Source organism: Methanobrevibacter sp., assembly GCF_015062935.1.
Taxonomy (GTDB): Archaea; Methanobacteriota; Methanobacteria; order Methanobacteriales; family Methanobacteriaceae; genus Methanocatella.
Genome location: NZ_SUTM01000005.1, coordinates 37745 through 56188, shown reverse-complemented (window position 1 = coordinate 56188; position 18444 = coordinate 37745). Strand labels below are relative to the sequence as shown.

Sequence of the window (18444 nt, the reverse complement as noted above, 5' to 3'; positions counted from 1 at the left end):
ATTATGAAGTATAGAAAAATACTGGCGGCAACGCTGATGTTGCTTGCAATACTGACAATAAGTGCAGTTAGTGCGGCGGATGACCTGAACTTTAATGAAACACAGGACTCCATTGCACTACCTCTCGAAGATGACAATATCTTTGCAGACGATATCATATCAGACGGCGAAGATGACGATAACTATGAAGACGACAGCTATCTGGACTATAGCATCCAGGTTCCGGAGGAATACAACATCAAGGAACATAAATATGACGAATTCATATCCTGGGACTTCTGGGAACATGGAAACGGCGGAATTCTTGATGTTTACGTGGACAGTGAAAAAGCATATTCCGCCAATATAGACAAAAAACCGTATGCCAGCCTGACTGCAGATGACCTGGGACTTGATTTGACCTACAAAACATACACAGTTAAAGTTTCATACCATGACGACGATAAATTCGAAGGATTTAATGAAACTTACGACGTTGTTGTGAACTGGGGCTTTAAAGCATTACCCGCTGATGAAATTGAAGAATCACTAACATACGGAGAGAATCTGCCAATTTACATAAGATTACATGCGGCTGAAGGAGACGTTTCCTACACAATCAACGGAAAAAAATACACAATAACCAAAGATGAAATAGAAAAAAACAATGATGAGTTAGGCTATTCCCTCCTAATACCATACACCGCATTGAAAATAGGTGAAAACGAATTGATATTCACCTACACAGGAAGCGACTATCCCACCGATTCAAAAGAAATTGACATTGACATGTACCCTAAGATAATGCTCAATGGCACATCAATTGATTTCGATGGAAAAACCAACGCATATCTGACTCTGCCAAGTGATGCCAAAGGCAGCCTCAACGTTTATGAAGTAACTATAAATAACGAGGACAACACAATCGAATCATATGAACTGATTGGAAGCTCTCCTGTAAAGGACGGCTTTGCAAGCGTTGATATTTCCGGTCTGGATTTGGGAAACCATGCAATTTATGCAAACTACACCGGAAGCGACTACACAGTCACCATGGGAGAATTTGAGGATGAATATAACTACAGCCCATACATTAATGTACATCCAAATGTAGACCTTGCATCCTACATATATTCAAAGGACAAAAACTACCTTACAATCACACTGCCAAGCGCATATGAAGGAACATTGACATTAAACATTGGCGGAGAAGAGAAAAGCGTAAGTGTAAAAAACGGAAAAGGAAGCATTGAAATTTTCAATCTTGAAAGTGCAGAATCAGATTGGGGAGTCTTTAAAAATCTGGGCATTGACTTAAGCTTTGAAAGCGATGACTACACCTATTATGACTGGATTACTACAAAAGTTTCAGACATCAGACCGGAACTCAAAATGAACGTAACAGTATCAGACATCCTTAAAGGAGAGGAATATTTCTATTATGAAATATATGGCCTTCCGGATGAAATTTCAGGCAATTTAAAAATATTCATTGACGGAAAACTTTTCGAAACCCAACTCGCAGATATGCATGAATCATTGAACGGATCTTCACTTGATTTCGGCCAGCACACACTTAAAATAGATTATACTGGTAATGACTATTTCAAGCCAACATCTGCAACCACCACATTCGACGTTGTTGATGTAATTATCCACATAGATGAAATAACAGATATTGGAACTTATGAAAATTACACCAGTTCCAATGAATTTGGACGAATAGAGACAATCTATGAAAACGGATATTATACTTTAATCGTTGATGGCGAAATTGTTGACATGGGCATTGTAGATGAAAACATCAACATATTTGCAGAAAATATGACTTACGGACCTCATGAAGTGGAAATAATATATAAGAATTCAAATGTTGAAAAGTCCGAAAAATCCCCTGTCAAAGCACAATATGGCCATTACTATTATCAGGAAGCGAACTACATGTATGCCAGCGACAGCATAACATTTACATTTGAAGTGCCTCTTGAAGTAACCGGAAACCTGATTGTTACTGTCGATAAGGACTACAAAGTTCCGCTCACCAACGGAAAAGCCGAATTGACAGTTTCCAACTTAAGTCTCGGAGAATATGAAGTTCAGGTAAAATATGACGGCGACAAATATCCTGAACTGAGCGAGAATATGGGAACCTTTTTTGTAAATCCTGACGAAAATAACAGAGAGGTCATTTCAACCAACATTAGGGAATATATGGCATATGGCGAGGAAATCACATTCACCGTGAACGCTCCTCAGGACCTCAACGCAAAACTCTACATTTATGATGAAAACGGCAATGAGAGAGTTGAACTTAAAACAGTGAACATCATCAACGGAAAGGCTTCAGCCGTAATTAATAACCTCGGATTTGGAGAGCACAGCATAAATGCCGAAATCAGCGATATCGAAAATGAGGAATACGACTATTTCAATGGAATTTATGAACGGGTCGAAATAATGCCTTTGCTCAACGGAACACTTAAAATGCTATACGAATTTGTAAACATTGGAAATTCAGTATCATTTACAGTTGAACTTCCGGACGATGCAAAGGGCAAACTATACATTTACCACACAATATATAACGAAACAAGCGATGAAGACTATGAAATCACTGACGGAGAATATCAGCTGAGCAACGGAAAAGCAACAGTCACACTGGAAAAATTCCAATTAGCCCACACATTCTATTACATCAAATATGATGACGGCAAATACAATGTGAAATTGAATGCATTAAGTTTATATGCAAGTCCGATATTCACATTTCCACAAACAATGACTGTTGGAAGTGATGAATACTTCACCATAACCCTTCCAAGTGATGCCAACGGTAATTTAAATGTATTTAACATGAATACAAGCGTTAAAAATGGAGTGGGTAAAATATCCCTATCCGGCCTTCCTATCGGAAATTACTATTGCGCTGCAGAATACACAGGCGATGAACTCTACGGATCATACTCCGCAGCATCATATGATGAAATATACATAATAACCGTTACAAAACCTGAAAGCGACATTCTAATTTCCAAATCCGATGACAACATGATTGTGGAGCTGAATGAAGATGCAACAGGAGATGTTATCGTAAAAGCTAACGATAAATTCTATCAGGCAACACTGAAAAACGGAAAAGCAACAATCACAGGAGCTGATTTGAACTCAGATGACAACGTGACATTTTCATACACAGGAAACGACAAATACACATCAATCAGCAAAAGATCTGTTAAACTCGGTGAAAAGACCGTACAAAAAGTCGCAGCAAACCTTACTGTCAATGCCAGAGACATCAATGAAGGAGAAACCGCAACAGTAACATTCACAATAAACAAGGATGCCACCGGAAACATTGCCGTTGAAATAGGAAATGCCAACTACACTGCTGAAATCAGGGACGGTGCCGCAAGCGTAACTGTTCATAACCTGAAAGCAGGTGAGCACACAATAACTGCAAAATATGAAGGAAACGACAAGGTTTCAGCAGGCACACAGAGTGTGGCGTTCAAAGTGAGGGAAGCCGAAAAGGACGTAAGTGAAGACATCATTCCTGTAAAGAATGCTACAAGTTCCAAAACACCGACTTACTCAATCAACCTGCCTGAAGATGCAACAGGTACACTGACAGTGACAATCGCAAACAATACATACACTGCAGAAGTCATTAACGGAAAAGCATCAGTTACTGCAGATAATCTGCCTGCAGGAAACTATGACGTTACCATTTCATATTCAGGAGATGACAAATACTCCCCAATGGTTAAAACAACAAACACAACAGTTATTGTTGATGCCAAAATAATTGCCAAAGCCTCAACAGTTCAGTATTCCGCAGGAAAATACTATTCAGTGACAGTATACGGAACCGACGGCAAACTTGCAAACGGAGTTGCAGTTGTATTTAAGGTAAACGGAAAAACAGTAAAAACAACAACAACCAATGAAAAAGGTATTGCCAGTTTTAAGGTAACACAAATTCCAAAAACATACAATGTCATGGCAACCGCCCTTGGAGTTTCAGCAACCAAAAAGCTCACCGTAAAACACGTGGTAACACTTAAAAGTGCAACCGTTAAAAAATCAGGCAAAAAACTGGTTTTAACTGCAACACTTGCCAAAGTCAACGGAAAATATCTTAAATCCAAAAAGATAACTTTCAAGTTCAACGGCAAGAAATATACTGCAAAAACCAGCAAAAAAGGTGTTGCAAAGGTTACAATAAAATCAAGTGTCCTTAAAAAGCTCAAAGTAGGTAAAAAAGTTACCTACCAGGCAACATACCTTAAAGACACTGTCAAAAAAACAGTTAAAGTAAAAAAATAAGTGATTGAATTCACTTATTTTTCTTTTTTTATTTTTTCCTGAATTTCATATACTCTCTGAATGGAAACGTCATAGTCAGCAGCGATTTCCTCAGGAGTGAATTTTTCAAGAAGTTTGGAAATGAACTTGAACTCGGTATCTCTGGAACCTTCTTCGAGACCCATTACTTTACCTTCCTCAAAACCTATTTCCTTACCCAATTCACGACTAATCTTCCTACCTTTTTTTAGGCCCTGATCAAAACCTTTTTCATAAGCTCTGTATAATTCTCCTTCAATACGTACGGTTTTCATTACTTGACTTACTAATTCATCTGTTTCCATTGCAGACATGTTTAAACCCCTTATTACTATTTAATTTTATTTTCGTCTTCTATGAATTTTCCAGCCCACATCGTAATGCATTTGCGAAGAATTCCCGGCAATTTCTCCCAACATTAATATTATTGAAAATACCAACCAATTCCACAATGATATCCTCAATTGAGCTGCCAGTTCTGAATTTAGACATCCATATCAAATCGCATACATCAGATATTCTTGTTGATTTGAATTTTATAATTTTCATTTTGAACTACCTCGACCTTGGAAGAGGTCGAGGATTCTTACTTCACGGGCTGGTACTTTCCCACGAAAGTAGTATTACCGTGCTATCCCCCCAGTCCCTGAGGTTCATTTTATTTTTTTTCTTTAAGAAGTCTGAATCCTTCTTGTTTGATGTTTTTTGCTGCGTTTATGTCTCTGTCGTGTTGTGTTTTGCAGTGTGGGCATGTCCATTTTTTTTCGTCGCCTAGATCTTTGTTGTAGTATCCGCATACGTTACAGTTTTTGCTGGATGGGTGCCATTGGCTTATTTGGATGAATATTTTATTGTACCATTGGCATTTGTATTTGATCATTTCCAATAGTTTGTACCAGCTGATATTTTGTAGTTTTTTGCTATAATCGGTTTGTTCGAACATTTCGCGTATGTCTAGTGTTTCCATACAGATTAGGTCGTATTTTTTGACTAGGTAGTGGCTTAATTTGTGGTATGCGTCTTTTATGCGGTTGTTTTTTCTTTTTATCCATTTTCCTAGTGTTTTTAGTGTTTTGTTGTAGCGGTTGCTGTTGTATTTTTTTCGTGATAGGATTTTTTGGTATTTTTTAATCATTTTCTCCTCATGGCGTGTGTCTAAATTGGCTATCTTTAGTCCGTTGCTGAGGGTTGCTAATGTTCTCATACCAAGATCAATTCCCACAATATTATAAGTATAATCCATTGTCTCTACATTTGTTTCGATGTTGAAAACTGCATAAAAGTGACCGTGCTCCTTTTTAATTGTTACATTGTTGATTTTAGATTCTTTTAGTAGTTTTTTATAATGGTTGCTGGTTCTGTAATGTACTTGTCCCAATTTTGGTAAAACAATTATATTGTCCTGTATTTTGATATTATTGTTGTTTTGTATTCTGAAGCTATGTTTTGGATTCTTTTTGGATTTGAATCTAGGATAACTGGATGTATTGTTGAAGAATCTTTTAAATGCCTGTAATAGGTCACGGAAAACCTGCTGCAAACTGCTTGACTCACTTTCATACAAGAATGAATATTGTGTTTTCAGCATATTCAACATTGTATTGAATGTTTTTATGTTGCATTGTAACTTTGTGTATCCTTGTTTTTTAAACAATTCAAATGTTTCCTGATATTCCTGTAATAATTTATTCCAAGTAAACCTGGCATTACCAATATTCTGATTAATTTTATCCCTCATACTTTCATCAGGATACAATTTAACCACAATACCTTTATTAACAGTATTATATTCAGAAAACACATGAATCACATCCAAAAACGGGTTTTTTAAAATTTTTTACAAATTATAAAAACACACAATAATAATATTAAATAACCATAATATAAACAAATAGTGAGAGAGCATTTGAAAACTAATAATATCCATACCCTGTTTTTGTGCAATTCATCCACGACCTAAAAGGAGGTCGTGGTATTCTTGCACAATTAAGATAAAAACTTTTATTAAAATCCAATTACAAATAGTACTGTAATAGGTGAATTTAATGGTTTTATTAGTAGCGAAGTTTGACGGAAATGCACTGGCAGATGGGGCCAAAATAAAAATGGCAGCCCAATCTGTTATAAAAGAACATGAGAAAGGAAATCAGATAGTTGTTATTGCTTCAGCTACAAGCAATACCACAGATGAGTTAATTAACCTTTCAAATGAAGCTGTCGGACACTTTCTGACAGATGCCCAGAAGGCGGAGATTATGGCCATGGGTGAGAGGACCAGTGCAAGACTACTGAAAGCAGCCATTGAAGTTTACGGCGTTAAAGCCGAAGTCATCGACCCATACAATGACCTGTGGCCGGTGATCACCAACACTAATTTTTTAGAGGCTAAAATTGACCTTGTTCAAAGCCAGGCAAAAATCAACACACTTAAAATATTGCTTAATCAGGGAATAATACCTGTTGTCTGCGGATTTTTAGGAAAGGGACCTCACGGAGAGGTTACAACCATCGGACGTGGAGGAAGTGACATTACCGCATTTCTCATTGCTAACACCCTGAATGTTGATGAAACCATTATTGTAAGTGACGTTGACGGAGTCATGTCAAGTGACCCTAACCAGATTGAAAAGGCAAAGCTCGTTGAGGAGATTTCCGTTGAGGAGCTGAGAAACCTTTCTACACAGGGAGTCAGGCTGATTCACCCTCATGCTCTGAAATTCAAAACCAAGGATATGAAGGCTAAAATCATCAACTGTTCACATGTTGATTTGACCGCAAGCGGAACAGAAATCATAGGCCCTTTTGACGATTCAACATTGAAGACAGTTTCAATGTACAAGGATCCCCTTTCAATTATTGCCATTGTGGGAGATTCACTGCTTTCCAAAACAGGAATCCTATCCGATCTGACAAATTATATGGCAGAAAATGACCTGAACATCTACAAGGTTTCAGTAGGTGACAATTCAATCACAATATTTATTGAAAAAGAGGAAGCTCAAAAGGCTTATAAGGCACTGCACGATTTTGTTCTTGAAAGTGATGTTTTCGATTCCCTTTCACTGGGAAAAGACACCGCCATGATTACAATCGTCAGTCTTGACGTTATTGAAAAGCCTGGAATCATAGCTTCAATAACCGAACAGCTCAGGAAAAATAATATTCCAATTATTGAAATCAATTCATCACAGACCGCCATTGTTGTGATTGTTGACTGGAGCGACGGTGAAAGGGCCAAAAAGCTTATTGATGAAATTCTCGAATAATTTTTCACACTTTTTTAAAAAAAATGTACTGATATGTAGATATGCCTGAAGAAAACATTAAGACTTAAAATGAGAATTAATATTTCAACATTTTCATTTGATTAAATAATACAATATCAGATACAATTATAAAATTATCAATCGTTAATGTAAAATAAAATAAGAAAAAAAGAAGTTATAATTTGCTGTAGTGTTCGTCACTGACAGGTTCGAGCCATTCGCTTGACGGGTTTTCACCAGGAATTTCAAGTGCAATGTGGCTGAACCAGGAATCTGCTTTTGCGCCGTGCCAGTGTTTAACACCAGGTTTTATTTCAATGACGCTTCCAGGTTTTAGGCTTACAGCTTCACATCCCTCTTCCTGATACCATCCTTCACCTGCAACACATACAAGAACCTGTCCTCCGCCGGATTCTGCGTGATGGATGTGCCAGTTGTTTCGACATCCAGGTTCGAATGTCACATTTGCGATAAACATGAGGTTGTCTTGGGGATCCACAAGAGGATTCAGGTAGGATTTGCCTGAGAAGTATTCGTCGAACATTTCATTGAATTCGCCTTTTCCAAATATATTTTCGCTGTCAAAGTCAGACATGTAAATTCCTCCAAATGTTGCGATTTGCAACAATCAATTGCGTATAAAAAAATTCGAAGCTGCGGCAGTGCAACTCCGAACAAGATTTTTCACGACTTGTTAATCAGTCATTATAATATAACTAGTTCATGACATATAAATTAAATTGTTGCAATGAAATTAACATCGCAAAAATTCAATCATAATTTAAATCCAGTTCCTATAAATTGAGCAACGTCACGGCCAGTATCATCTGAAATATCAACATTAATGATTGATGAAGTTCTTCCGCTTTTTCTACATGTTGCTTTCGCAGTTAACTTGTCACCTTTTGGAGCTGAAAGATAATGAATATCAACCTGTTGGGCAACAGTCAGCTGATGAATCTGGTTGGACAATACCGCAAAAGCAAAATCGCCCAAAGTAAATATTACTCCACCCATTACGCCGCCATAAGCGTTTCTGTGCTCATCTGTCAACTCAAGGGAACAGATTGCTTCATCTTCTGTAATCTCATCCAGAATTATTCCTGTATTTACCGCAAACTTGTCCTTGTAAAAAAATTCTCTTGCACTTTCCAGTGAATCAAAATTACTCATCTAAACACCAATAATAGATATATGCATACTTACTAATTAACATTTCTGAAAAAAATTCAACTTTTTACCCTGCACAAAATGCAGGGATTCAAAAAATAATGGCCTAAATTAGAACCTTAATCGATTCGAACAACAGATAACTCGCTCCGATGATTATCAAAGCCCCGAAGATTTTAGGAATGTGACGGGTTTTCGAAACCAGCCTTTCAATGTTTATTTTTGAAATAACAAGACTTAAAACAAAAAGTGTCAGTGCAAATCCTAAAGCATAAAGGAATATGTTGAATGCCGCATACCAACCGGTTGACCTTACAAGCATTGCAATCAGGGAAATCAGATATCCGCTGTAGCATGGAGCCCATGAGAGTGATGTGAAAAAACCTAAAACAAATGAACCCACAATGCCCTCACCGCCTCTGGCAGAAACGGATTTGAAGCTTACAGAACGGCCTAAAAACATCAAAATCCCCATAACCAGAAGAACAGCCGCAGATATTATCCGGACATAGAACATGTATGAATAGACAAGGGATGTGAAAAACCCTGTAAGAAATATAATTGCAACAAAAATGCTTAAAAGACCAACGGTAAATGAGAGTATTTCGGTTTTTGTCTTTGTGTTTAAACTGAAGGCCACAAAAATCGGAATGATCGGCAGAATGCACGGCGAGAGAATGGAAATGACACCGGTAAAAAAAGAAATTAAAGGAAGGATTTCCATTTAAATCCCCTTTAAAGTTGTTAAAAATTCATCGCTTGAGACATACCCTTCAATTTTGTCAAGGGATTTGCCGTCAGGACTTAGGAACTGGACCATAGGTGTTCCGAAAACCTCGTATTTGGCTGCAACATCAGGATGTTTATTGATGTCTACAAGAACGACGACGTAGTTCTCATTGAAAATCTTTTGAATTTCCTGATTGCTTAAAACATCCTTTTTAAGCATGTCACAGTAAACACAGCTGTCCTGATCAAAAATCAGAGCAACAGTCTTGTTCTGGGACTGGGCCTCACTTAAAGCACCGTCAATGTCCTCAGTTACATTCAGGCCCTTGATGACGGAATCGTCAAAGTCCACCGCACTGACGGAAAGTGTCAGTGTTAAAAGGATAGCTACACAAAGTCCGACCAAAATATATTTTTTCATGTTAAAAATTATCAAAATCAAGACTTATAAACTTTTATGCATGAAAAATTTATTAATCCATACATCCAAAAGGTAATGTATGGCCGAAATAACTTTTAGAAAAGCCGAAAGGAAAGACTGCAGGCTGATTTTGGAATATATCAGAAAGCTCGCAGACTATGAAAAAAGACTGGATGAAGTTGTTGCAACAGAATCAGACATTGAAAAGTGGGTTTTTGATGAAAAACTCTCACATGTAATATTCGGAGAGCTTGACGGAAAAACCATAGGCTTTGCCCTTTATTATCTGGGCTTTTCAACATATATGGGAAATGCGAACATGCACCTTGAAGACCTCCTCATAGAACCTGAATACAGAGGCAGAGGATACGGCAAGGCATTCTTAAAGGAACTTGGAAGAATTATGATTGAAGAAGGCTACGGACGACTGGAATGGACATGCCTTGACTGGAACAAACCAAGCATCGAATTTTACAAGTCCATAGGAGCCGAGCAGAAGGACTGGCTTGTTTTCCATTTTTCCAAAAATGCAATAGAGAAATTCATCAAAGATTAAACATGCTTTTTTCAAACTAAAAACAACTTGAAAAAGACCGAATATCCATACAATTCAAGACAAAACATTAAATAGCATTAACAAAAGAACATATTATGAGGGATAGCATGGATAAAAAAGAATTAGTAATTGTGGGAATAATTGTCGTTATTGCAATTATTGTAGCCGCCATTATGTTTATGCCACACAGCGACACCAAAACAACAAGTTTGGAAATATTGAACAAGAAGGCTGTTGGTGAAAACGGTACTGTTTATATTAAATTGAAAGACGATGCAAATGGTGCAGTCAGCGGAAAAACAGTACATGTCAAGATTACAAAGAATAAAAACGTAGTCTACTCCAAGGATGTTGAAACACATTCCACAGGAGTGGCCATCGTGAAACTGACTAACGTAAGCTCTGGAGATTACAACATCAACGTTACATTTGACGGAGATGCGAACTATACCGAAAGCAGCATTTCACAGAAACTGACAGTTGGTGAAGGAGACATTGTTGACGAGCAGCTGGAAAACAGTACAATCATCCAGCAAACCCTTGATGACGCTCAGAATACACAGGACAGTGCAGATACTTCAAGTTATTCACAGTCCTCATATTCCTATACTCCGTCATATACCCCGTCCTCATCTTCACAATCTTCAAGCAGTCAAAGCAGTTCAAGTAGTAGTGGTGACCTGCCGGCTTATGATGAAAACGGTAGAGAGACACTGCCTGAATTCGATGAAGACGGAAATCAGATATAATATAAAATATTCCCTTTACGGGGAATATTACTTGTTTTTTTTAAAAATAGCACATTCATAAAACTTGTTAAAAACCTCACTGTAAATATTTTATAAAAATGTGAATAACAACCCTATCGCGAAAATAAACTCAAAAACACAATAGGGCCATCAGTCACATCGGAATTTTGTCATACTAGCTTTTATTTGAAAAATCTTTTTTTAAAAAGAAATATTACAAATAAAAGGGCATATATCCCACCCAACCCATCCTAAATATTTCCAATCACTTGAAAATACACATTGTTTCGTCCCTGTTCATGTCATGATAGAATTCGGCACAGCCTCCGTTGAAATCTATCACCTGAACCATATCATACACTTCATCATCCAACTCTGGATTGATTTTGTTTAATATATTAGGATAATCATGTACCATCTGCCTGTTGAATTCTATTTTTTTCTCGTTTTCAAATAATGCTCCGTAGTATATTTCCGCTTCAACCAGATCCTGGAACATATGGCTTCCGAAAGACAACTCAGGCATATAGCCGACTTCACTGTATGATTCTTCCAGAATTGCGGAAAAATGACTGATATCTGCAAATACAACAGGAATTCCCAATTCAGGAGAGGACGTACCTATCCTTCCGGGAACTATCAGAACGGCAGTCTTGTCATTATCCCTACAATAAGCATTCACATTATTTATTACACGTGATATTGAACTTTTTTGAGCGTAAGGATATTCGTAATACCTGTGAGGGTCAACATAGCATATTACATCAACGGTATTCTTTCTAGACATTCCCATGGAGGAATCCCTGATGTGGAAGAATACATTCTTATCTTCAGGCATTTCAATAGCTTCATTGTTTGTTGAAACCTGAAGAGGGCGGCACTGAAGCAGGTTTATGTTGAATGAATTGTCCTCGCCGACATTAATTGTGTATTCTATGTCAACAGGATAGTCATAAGCTGTTTGCAGAGTATTCAATATTTCCTTCATCACTTCAATGAACTGCTGATTTTTAACAAGTCCTTCACAGTTGACAAAGACTATTTCACGGCGCTGTCCACGTTCACGAAACATGCTTTCGGCTTCACGGTCATGTTCTATGAGAACCTTTTTTGCATATCTCGGAAGGACGTCCAGCCCGTCATCAATGCGGATGTCATGCAGACTCCTGTTTTCCAAATCGATGACATCAAGATAATGCTGGGAATACCTGTGCTTTTCCTTCATGTCCTTCATCATTGTCAGTTCAGGCTTGTCAAGATTGACAATTCTCGGATAATCCTTTTTGGTTCTGTCCACAGCCTTTGTTCCAAGACCCATCACAAGTCTCAGCATTCCCTTGCTGTTGTCCATATCCGGAAGAGGAGAATATGGACTGTATGAAAATCCGACACCTGCAGCGGTTGGGAACAGGTAATTGCCGCAATATGAACCTGAAACCCTCTGAACCAGAAGTGCCATCTGCTCATCTGCATCATCCAGGCCATTCAGTTTCCTGTATTCCAATGCGGAAATGTTCATTGTACTTGCATAGACCACCTTTACAGCATCCTCAAAGGCGGCTAAACGCTCTTCCAGAGAACCCCTGTTTACACAGAACACTGATTCGTATTTGCCTGCAAACGCATTACCGTATCCGTCCTCAAGAAAACTGCTTGAACGGACAATGATAGGGTTTTGTCCAAAATAATCCAGAATATGTATGAATTCTTTTTTGATTTCCTCTGAAAATACACCGTTTTTAAGGCCTTCCTCCAGCTTTTTGCCGTATTCATAATATCCCTCTTCGGTTCTCTGCTTTACCCTTAAATCCCAAAGGTCATTTGAAACAATATATGTATAAAACAGATCCGAACCAATGTAGAATGAATCGTCAGGTTCGAAAACGTTATTGTACAGTTCAGGGCAGTTTTTTTCAATAATTTTTCTTGCAAGCAGCATTCCGCAGGATTTACCCCCGACCAGTCCGCTTCCTACACGGCGGTCGTAAATTGTGGTGTAATCCTCAAAGGCGAAATATTCCTTGATTTTGGAAAGCATCTTCTCATCCTTGGTCATCATGAGCTCGCATATCTTGTCACACTCTTCATCTACGTTTTCCCCTTCATCATGTTTCATTCTGACCTGGAGCATGTATCGCTCCCAGCTGTCCAAAATCTGTCCGTTCTGATATTTATCCGTGTCATTAACAGTCTTGTAATATCTGCTTACCTCATGTCCGTCCTGGAGAACCTTGACGGAACCTGTCTGAGGGTTGAACTTATGGCCCAGAAACATTGTCTGGGAGTATCTGTTCCAGACCTTCAGCGGGGAAACATAGACTTCATCAGCGGAATTTGAATATACATTCAAAAACAGCTGTGTGGTTTCACGGATTTTTGCTATGGCATCATAGGAATGTCTTCCCCTGATTATTGGGAAAAATGCAACGGTATCAAGCTGGAAGAGAAATGGGCATGTCACCTTGAAGAAATTGCCCATCATCAAATCGGTTGACCATACCGCCTGAAGGTCGCTTAAACAGTCAAATACATAAAACGCATCATAGCCTTCCTTTTCTATAATCCTGTGAACCTCCAGAGTAAAGGTTTCAAACTGATTATATGGATTGACCTGATATATCTTGATTCCGTCACGTTCAATCATACAAAATTCGCTTTCAGGATTTTCCTGTTCTGCTGCAAGCAAATCAAAGTCTTCATCGCTCATCTCTATCAATGGAGGGTGATTAGCAAAGCGCATATATATCAAGTTTCTCTTGTCTTCTTTTGCCTGTCTTATGTAAGGATCGGCAAAGTAGGAAAATTCATTGAGATTGGTGACATTCCATACTACGTTGTCACCTAAACGAATGTTGTCCAGAGCCTTGTCAAGTCCCGGAATTCCTGATTTGATTCTGTCGAATGCTGCCATAACAATATCTCCTAATAATTAATTAATTTCAAATATTAACCTCTCACCATAGGCACGCCTGTTAACTGTGAAGCCTCTACAGTCAATGCCACAAGGTCCTGACGTTCAAGGTTTTCAATGTCAGTGTTTCCTGCCTGCTGAGTCAGGGAAGTTACTTCCTGAGTCATTGCTTCAATGTAATTTGCAACCTGCTGGCCTTTTCTTATAGGGTCAAGTCTTCTTCTAAGCATCCTGTCCTGTGTTGCAATTCCTTTCGGACATATTCCCTCAGAACAGCTTTGACAGACCTTGCATCCTATGGAAATCAACGCAGAAGTTGCAATATATACTGCATCTGCGCCCAGTGCGATTGCCTTTGCAACATCAGCACCTGACCTTATACCTCCGGCGGCCACAAGACTGACTTCACTTCTTAAGTTAATGTCCTTTAAAGCGTCATCGGCCTTTACGATAGCTTCGATTGTCGGAATACCTGCGTGCTCGGTAACCACTTCAGGTCCTGCACCGGTTCCTCCCTGCATACCGTCAACTACAATAATGTCCGCACCGGCTTTTGCTGCGATTTTAACATCCTGCTCGACTCTTCCCGCTGCAAATTTAACGATAATAGGCACTTTCCAGTCTGTAATTTCCCTCAACTGGTCGATTTTCATTCCCAAATCTTCAGGCCCGACTATGTCCATGTGCCTTGCAGGACTTAACGCAGAGGTTCCTTCCGGAATGTTTCTAACCCTTGCCACTTCTGCTGTTACCTTATGGGCTAGCAAATGTCCTCCCATACCTGATTTTGCACCCTGACCTATTTTGATTTCAACAGCTTCAGCATTGTTTAGATAGCTTGCAGATACTCCGAATCGGCCTGATGCATACTGGGCTATCAGCTTATCGGCGAAATGTCTTTCTTCCGGAAGCATTCCTCCTTCACCGGTGTTGGCAATTGATCCCACTTTACTGCTTCCGATAGCAAGTGCCATCTTTGCCTCCTTGCTCAGTGCACCGAATGACATTGCACCAATCATTATTGGAGTGTCGATTTCAATCGGATTTTCGGCAAACCTGTCACCGAGAACAACTGAAGTCTTGCAGGGTTCCCTGTATGAATCGATTGGAGGTCTTGACACCTGAGCCGGCAATATGCTTAAGTCATCGAATGTCGGGATTTTACGGGTCAGACCGCAACCTCTCACCTTATATGAACCGGTCTGGCTTTTACGTTTGATTTCAACCATTGTTGAATTTGACCACACACCTCTTCCTTCATCTGCAAGAGGTCTTACATATATCGCATGTGTCGGACACATCTCTTCACATATTTTGCATCCCACACAATTTTCCTGACGTATCGGAAGAGGTTCGTCATTGATTACTTCATAAACGTCATGAGGACAGTTTGAATAACAGCTATAACAGTTTTTACATGCGGACTGATTGGGATTGTCACATAAATACCAGCAGCAGCCGGGCCTATTGTTATTCTGTTTGCAAATTTCAATTTTACGCTCAACAGTAAATGACATTTAATTTACCTCCTCTTCAATATTTTTCAATGGCTTGAATACTGGACAGACTGAATATTTTGTTCCGCCCGCTTTAACAACCTCATCTATGGCGCTTGTTATCTTCGCATATGGTTTCCATGCAAGATGGTCCTTCTTGTCGACAATGAGCGCTTCGGTTACAATCTTGTTTGACAGGAGATAATCAATCAGTGTGGTGACAATAGATCCGTCCTGACCCTGAGTATGTTTAAGGGATTTGACTGACAGCACATTTATGAACTCGCCGATTGGCTTTGAATTGTCATTGCGCAAATCATGATGAATGAATGTTCTTGGACAGACCCTGAAGCATAAATGGCAATTTTCAGGACATTTTCCTTTCATTATCGGTTTTGTGTCGTCAATTGTTATCAAATCATCAGGACATGCGTATTCGCATGCTCCGCAAAGCACACAGGCCCCAACGTCAATGACATTGGATTTCAAATCTAAGAAGCTGGACTCCAGGATGTCCCTGTTTATTGAATCGTCTGACTTTTCCCTCTGATACAATACGGGGCGGGCCAGAAATTCCCTTCTCTCGATGTTTTCAAGATTTTTGGAAATTTTATTTCCTGCAAGTTTCATGAGAAGATTGAATTGCGGTTCTGTTATGTCCTTGGCTTTGATGAATTCTCTCTCAATTGCCCCGTTGATTATTTCCTCACCTTTTCTGGTTCTGATTATCACTGTTGACCAGCCGTCCTCGGAACCTATGGAACCTATTGAAATGTCTGATGTTTCAGAGGTCAGCTCAACACATATGCTGCAGTTTTTTCGGATTATACGTTTGGCAACTGATATCGGTATCTTTACAGTTTCCCTGGTTTTCAAATACAGGAATACGAATCCTTTTTCTATCTGAAATTTTTCAATGTCATCCATTTTCAAGTCATATTCCTTAAGGAGATTTACGAAGTATTTGTATGAAAAGTTCTCCATACAGAGCAAGCCCAGTTTAACATCAATAGGGCTGTCAGTGTAATATTGCAGTTTGGACGCTGCCATAATTTCACATGGTGTTCCAACCATTGCTATTTTATGTTTGCTCATTTTCTTAGCTCCTATTGTATATTAACAATTTTTTTAAAGTTTGTATATTCAATGTCTGTCAAATCGAAACCGTATCTGGTCAGGATTTCTTTAAGCTCATTTTGATCTTTGAGACTGGTTTTTTCCATTAAGGCATTCTTTCCCAGGCTTTTGACATTGCCGAGAACATATATGGTTCCTCTCATGATTGATTCGCCCACATCATCGGTCACGTCACCAAGAATTATGAGTTTTCCTCCCATCATAAGAAGTCCGGTCATATATCCGCTGTTTCCGCCGATTATTACTGTTCCGCCTTTCATGATTTCTCCGGTTCTTGAACCTGTGCTTCCTTTGACAATTACGGTTCCGCCGTATATTCCCTGTCCTGCACCGTCACCTGCAGTTCCTTCGATAATCAGCTCACCTTTTGTCATGTTGTCTCCGGCAAACCATCCGGCATTTCCTGTGATGTGTATTTTTGCCCCGTTGACCATTGTTCCGACAAAATAACCTGCAGAGCCGTTTATCTGAATGTCAATGTCTTCGCTCAGACCTGCGCAGATGTTGTGTTTGGATTCCGGGTTTTCAATAACGAGCTTATCATAAAGAGGAGCGCGTTCCTTTATGGTACGGTTCAGTTCCTTTGTATCCATATCCTTTGCGTCAATAACATATTCTTTCATTGAAAACACTCCCGCTAAATTGTGTAAGCCCTTGTTTCACCGGGAGCGATCTGTTCTATCTGGTCTGAATCAATGACGTCATGCAATGCCATTTCCTCTGATGCTATGGCGAATATCTCATCTGTTTCAGCCATGACTCCCGGCCTCAGTCCAAGCTTGTCCTTTGCAATTCCAATACCGTTAGGTGTTCCCACAAGTATTGAAAACGGACCGTCCAAATCAGTGACTGCTTCCTCCAAAGCCTCTTCCAGTTTGTAGCCCTGATTGAGCTTATCTGCCATGTAGTGAACTATGCATTCAGTATCGTTGAATGATTCGAAAGTGTGTCCTTTCCTCTCCAGAGGGTCCCTGATTTTCCAGTAGTTGGTAATCTGTCCGTTATGCACCACAGTAATGTCAGGTATGATGTAGCTTTGATATGGGTGTGCATGATACCTGTCCACTCCGCTTTCGGTTGCAAATCGGGTATGTCCGATCCCATGGGTTCCCATCCTGCTTGGAACGTCAAACCGCTCTGCTATGTCTTTTACCTTTCCGATGTCCTTTATCATTTCAAATGAATGTGATCCGTTGATTACCCTTACGTTTTCCAGTTCGTCTATTTCACGTATGCACGGTTTTAAAAGAGAATATTCCTCCAGTGCTATTTTACATTTGTATACGTCTGAATCGCCTACTGATTCGATTAGCTGTTCTTCGTATATCTGACTGAACTGGGTCAGTAATGATTTTAAATTGTCCAATGTTCCTTTTCTTCTGTTTACTTGAATGTTTAACTGATAATAATTTTCAGAAAAATTCAAACCCCCATAGATTGCATATCCTGCTGAATCTGGACCCCTATGCTGCAGAGATTCCAGCATGGATGTCAAAGCGCTTCCTACAGGGTGAGTTTTTTTGTCCTTGTATATTACACCTGCTATTCCGCACATTTTTAAACCTCCATTTAAAATAATCGGCGAATACAATAGCAAATTTAAAATTCCGATAAATAAGTTTTAATTTACAATATGCCTTAAAATAATAATCATGAACTCCGAATTTTACATATGCCTTAAATAAC

Annotated in this window: 15 protein-coding genes; 4 read left to right on the top strand and 11 right to left on the bottom strand. The window is 39.0% G+C overall.

The features are described 5' to 3' along the window. Positions 1 to 3 precede the first annotated feature (3 nt). Positions 4 to 4305 (top strand): Ig-like domain repeat protein, encoded by a 4302-nt coding sequence (locus tag E7Z81_RS03255; protein ID WP_292744167.1) that lies wholly within the window; start codon positions 4 to 6, stop codon positions 4303 to 4305. A 14-nt stretch (positions 4306 to 4319) separates the two neighbouring features. On the opposite strand, the gene E7Z81_RS03250 is transcribed toward E7Z81_RS03255, so the two are convergent. Then, the gene (locus tag E7Z81_RS03250) at positions 4320 to 4637 is read right to left on the bottom strand and encodes a hypothetical protein (protein WP_292744164.1); all 318 of its coding nucleotides are present in this window, start codon (positions 4635 to 4637) and stop codon (positions 4320 to 4322) included. A gap of 344 nt (positions 4638 to 4981) precedes the next feature. Beyond that, the gene (locus E7Z81_RS03245; protein ID WP_292744161.1) at positions 4982 to 6124 is read right to left on the bottom strand and encodes an RNA-guided endonuclease TnpB family protein; all 1143 of its coding nucleotides are present in this window, start codon (positions 6122 to 6124) and stop codon (positions 4982 to 4984) included. Positions 6125 to 6368: 244 nt separating this feature from the next. On the opposite strand from E7Z81_RS03245, the gene E7Z81_RS03240 reads away from it, so the two are divergent. Beyond that, positions 6369 to 7589, top strand: coding sequence for an aspartate kinase (locus tag E7Z81_RS03240; RefSeq protein WP_292744158.1), 1221 nt, complete (start codon positions 6369 to 6371; stop codon positions 7587 to 7589). 175 nt (positions 7590 to 7764) lie between these two features. On the opposite strand, the gene E7Z81_RS03235 is transcribed toward E7Z81_RS03240, so the two are convergent. The 4 genes from E7Z81_RS03235 to E7Z81_RS03220 all read right to left on the bottom strand — a co-directional run bounded on the left by E7Z81_RS03235 (position 7765) and on the right by E7Z81_RS03220 (position 9909). Beyond that, positions 7765 to 8184: a cupin domain-containing protein gene (locus E7Z81_RS03235; RefSeq protein ID WP_292744155.1), complete on the bottom strand. Its 420-nt coding sequence runs from the start codon at positions 8182 to 8184 to the stop codon at positions 7765 to 7767. A gap of 179 nt (positions 8185 to 8363) precedes the next feature. Further along, positions 8364 to 8762, bottom strand: coding sequence for a PaaI family thioesterase (locus E7Z81_RS03230; protein ID WP_292744152.1), 399 nt, complete (start codon positions 8760 to 8762; stop codon positions 8364 to 8366). Between the two features lie 103 nt (positions 8763 to 8865). Further along, positions 8866 to 9483, bottom strand: a complete 618-nt coding sequence (locus tag E7Z81_RS03225; RefSeq protein WP_292744148.1) for a cytochrome c biogenesis CcdA family protein — start codon at positions 9481 to 9483, stop codon at positions 8866 to 8868. Then, positions 9484 to 9909: a thioredoxin fold domain-containing protein gene (locus E7Z81_RS03220; protein WP_292744145.1), complete on the bottom strand. Its 426-nt coding sequence runs from the start codon at positions 9907 to 9909 to the stop codon at positions 9484 to 9486. A 79-nt stretch (positions 9910 to 9988) separates the two neighbouring features. On the opposite strand from E7Z81_RS03220, the gene E7Z81_RS03215 reads away from it, so the two are divergent. Both E7Z81_RS03215 and E7Z81_RS03210 read left to right on the top strand, forming a co-directional pair. Then, positions 9989 to 10465 carry a GNAT family N-acetyltransferase gene (locus tag E7Z81_RS03215; protein ID WP_292744142.1) on the top strand — a complete coding sequence of 159 codons (477 nt, stop codon included), beginning with the start codon at positions 9989 to 9991 and terminating at the stop codon, positions 10463 to 10465. A 107-nt stretch (positions 10466 to 10572) separates the two neighbouring features. Continuing rightward, the gene (locus tag E7Z81_RS03210) at positions 10573 to 11214 is read left to right on the top strand and encodes an Ig-like domain-containing protein (protein ID WP_292744139.1); all 642 of its coding nucleotides are present in this window, start codon (positions 10573 to 10575) and stop codon (positions 11212 to 11214) included. Positions 11215 to 11479: 265 nt separating this feature from the next. On the opposite strand, the gene E7Z81_RS03205 is transcribed toward E7Z81_RS03210, so the two are convergent. The 5 genes from E7Z81_RS03205 to E7Z81_RS03185 are packed head-to-tail and all read right to left on the bottom strand — an operon-like array spanning position 11480 to position 18313. Next, positions 11480 to 14125, bottom strand: a complete 2646-nt coding sequence (locus E7Z81_RS03205) for a PEP/pyruvate-binding domain-containing protein (protein ID WP_292744135.1) — start codon at positions 14123 to 14125, stop codon at positions 11480 to 11482. 35 nt (positions 14126 to 14160) lie between these two features. After that, positions 14161 to 15642, bottom strand: coding sequence for a glutamate synthase-related protein (locus E7Z81_RS03200; protein WP_292744132.1), 1482 nt, complete (start codon positions 15640 to 15642; stop codon positions 14161 to 14163). Beyond that, positions 15643 to 16716, bottom strand: a complete 1074-nt coding sequence (locus tag E7Z81_RS03195; protein ID WP_292744129.1) for a Coenzyme F420 hydrogenase/dehydrogenase, beta subunit C-terminal domain — start codon at positions 16714 to 16716, stop codon at positions 15643 to 15645. It lies immediately after the preceding gene. Between the two features lie 11 nt (positions 16717 to 16727). Beyond that, positions 16728 to 17381, bottom strand: a complete 654-nt coding sequence (locus E7Z81_RS03190) for a tributyrin esterase (RefSeq protein ID WP_292744126.1) — start codon at positions 17379 to 17381, stop codon at positions 16728 to 16730. Positions 17382 to 17395: 14 nt separating this feature from the next. Continuing rightward, positions 17396 to 18313 (bottom strand): glutamine amidotransferase, encoded by a 918-nt coding sequence (locus E7Z81_RS03185; RefSeq protein WP_292744123.1) that lies wholly within the window; start codon positions 18311 to 18313, stop codon positions 17396 to 17398. Positions 18314 to 18444: the final 131 nt, after the last annotated feature.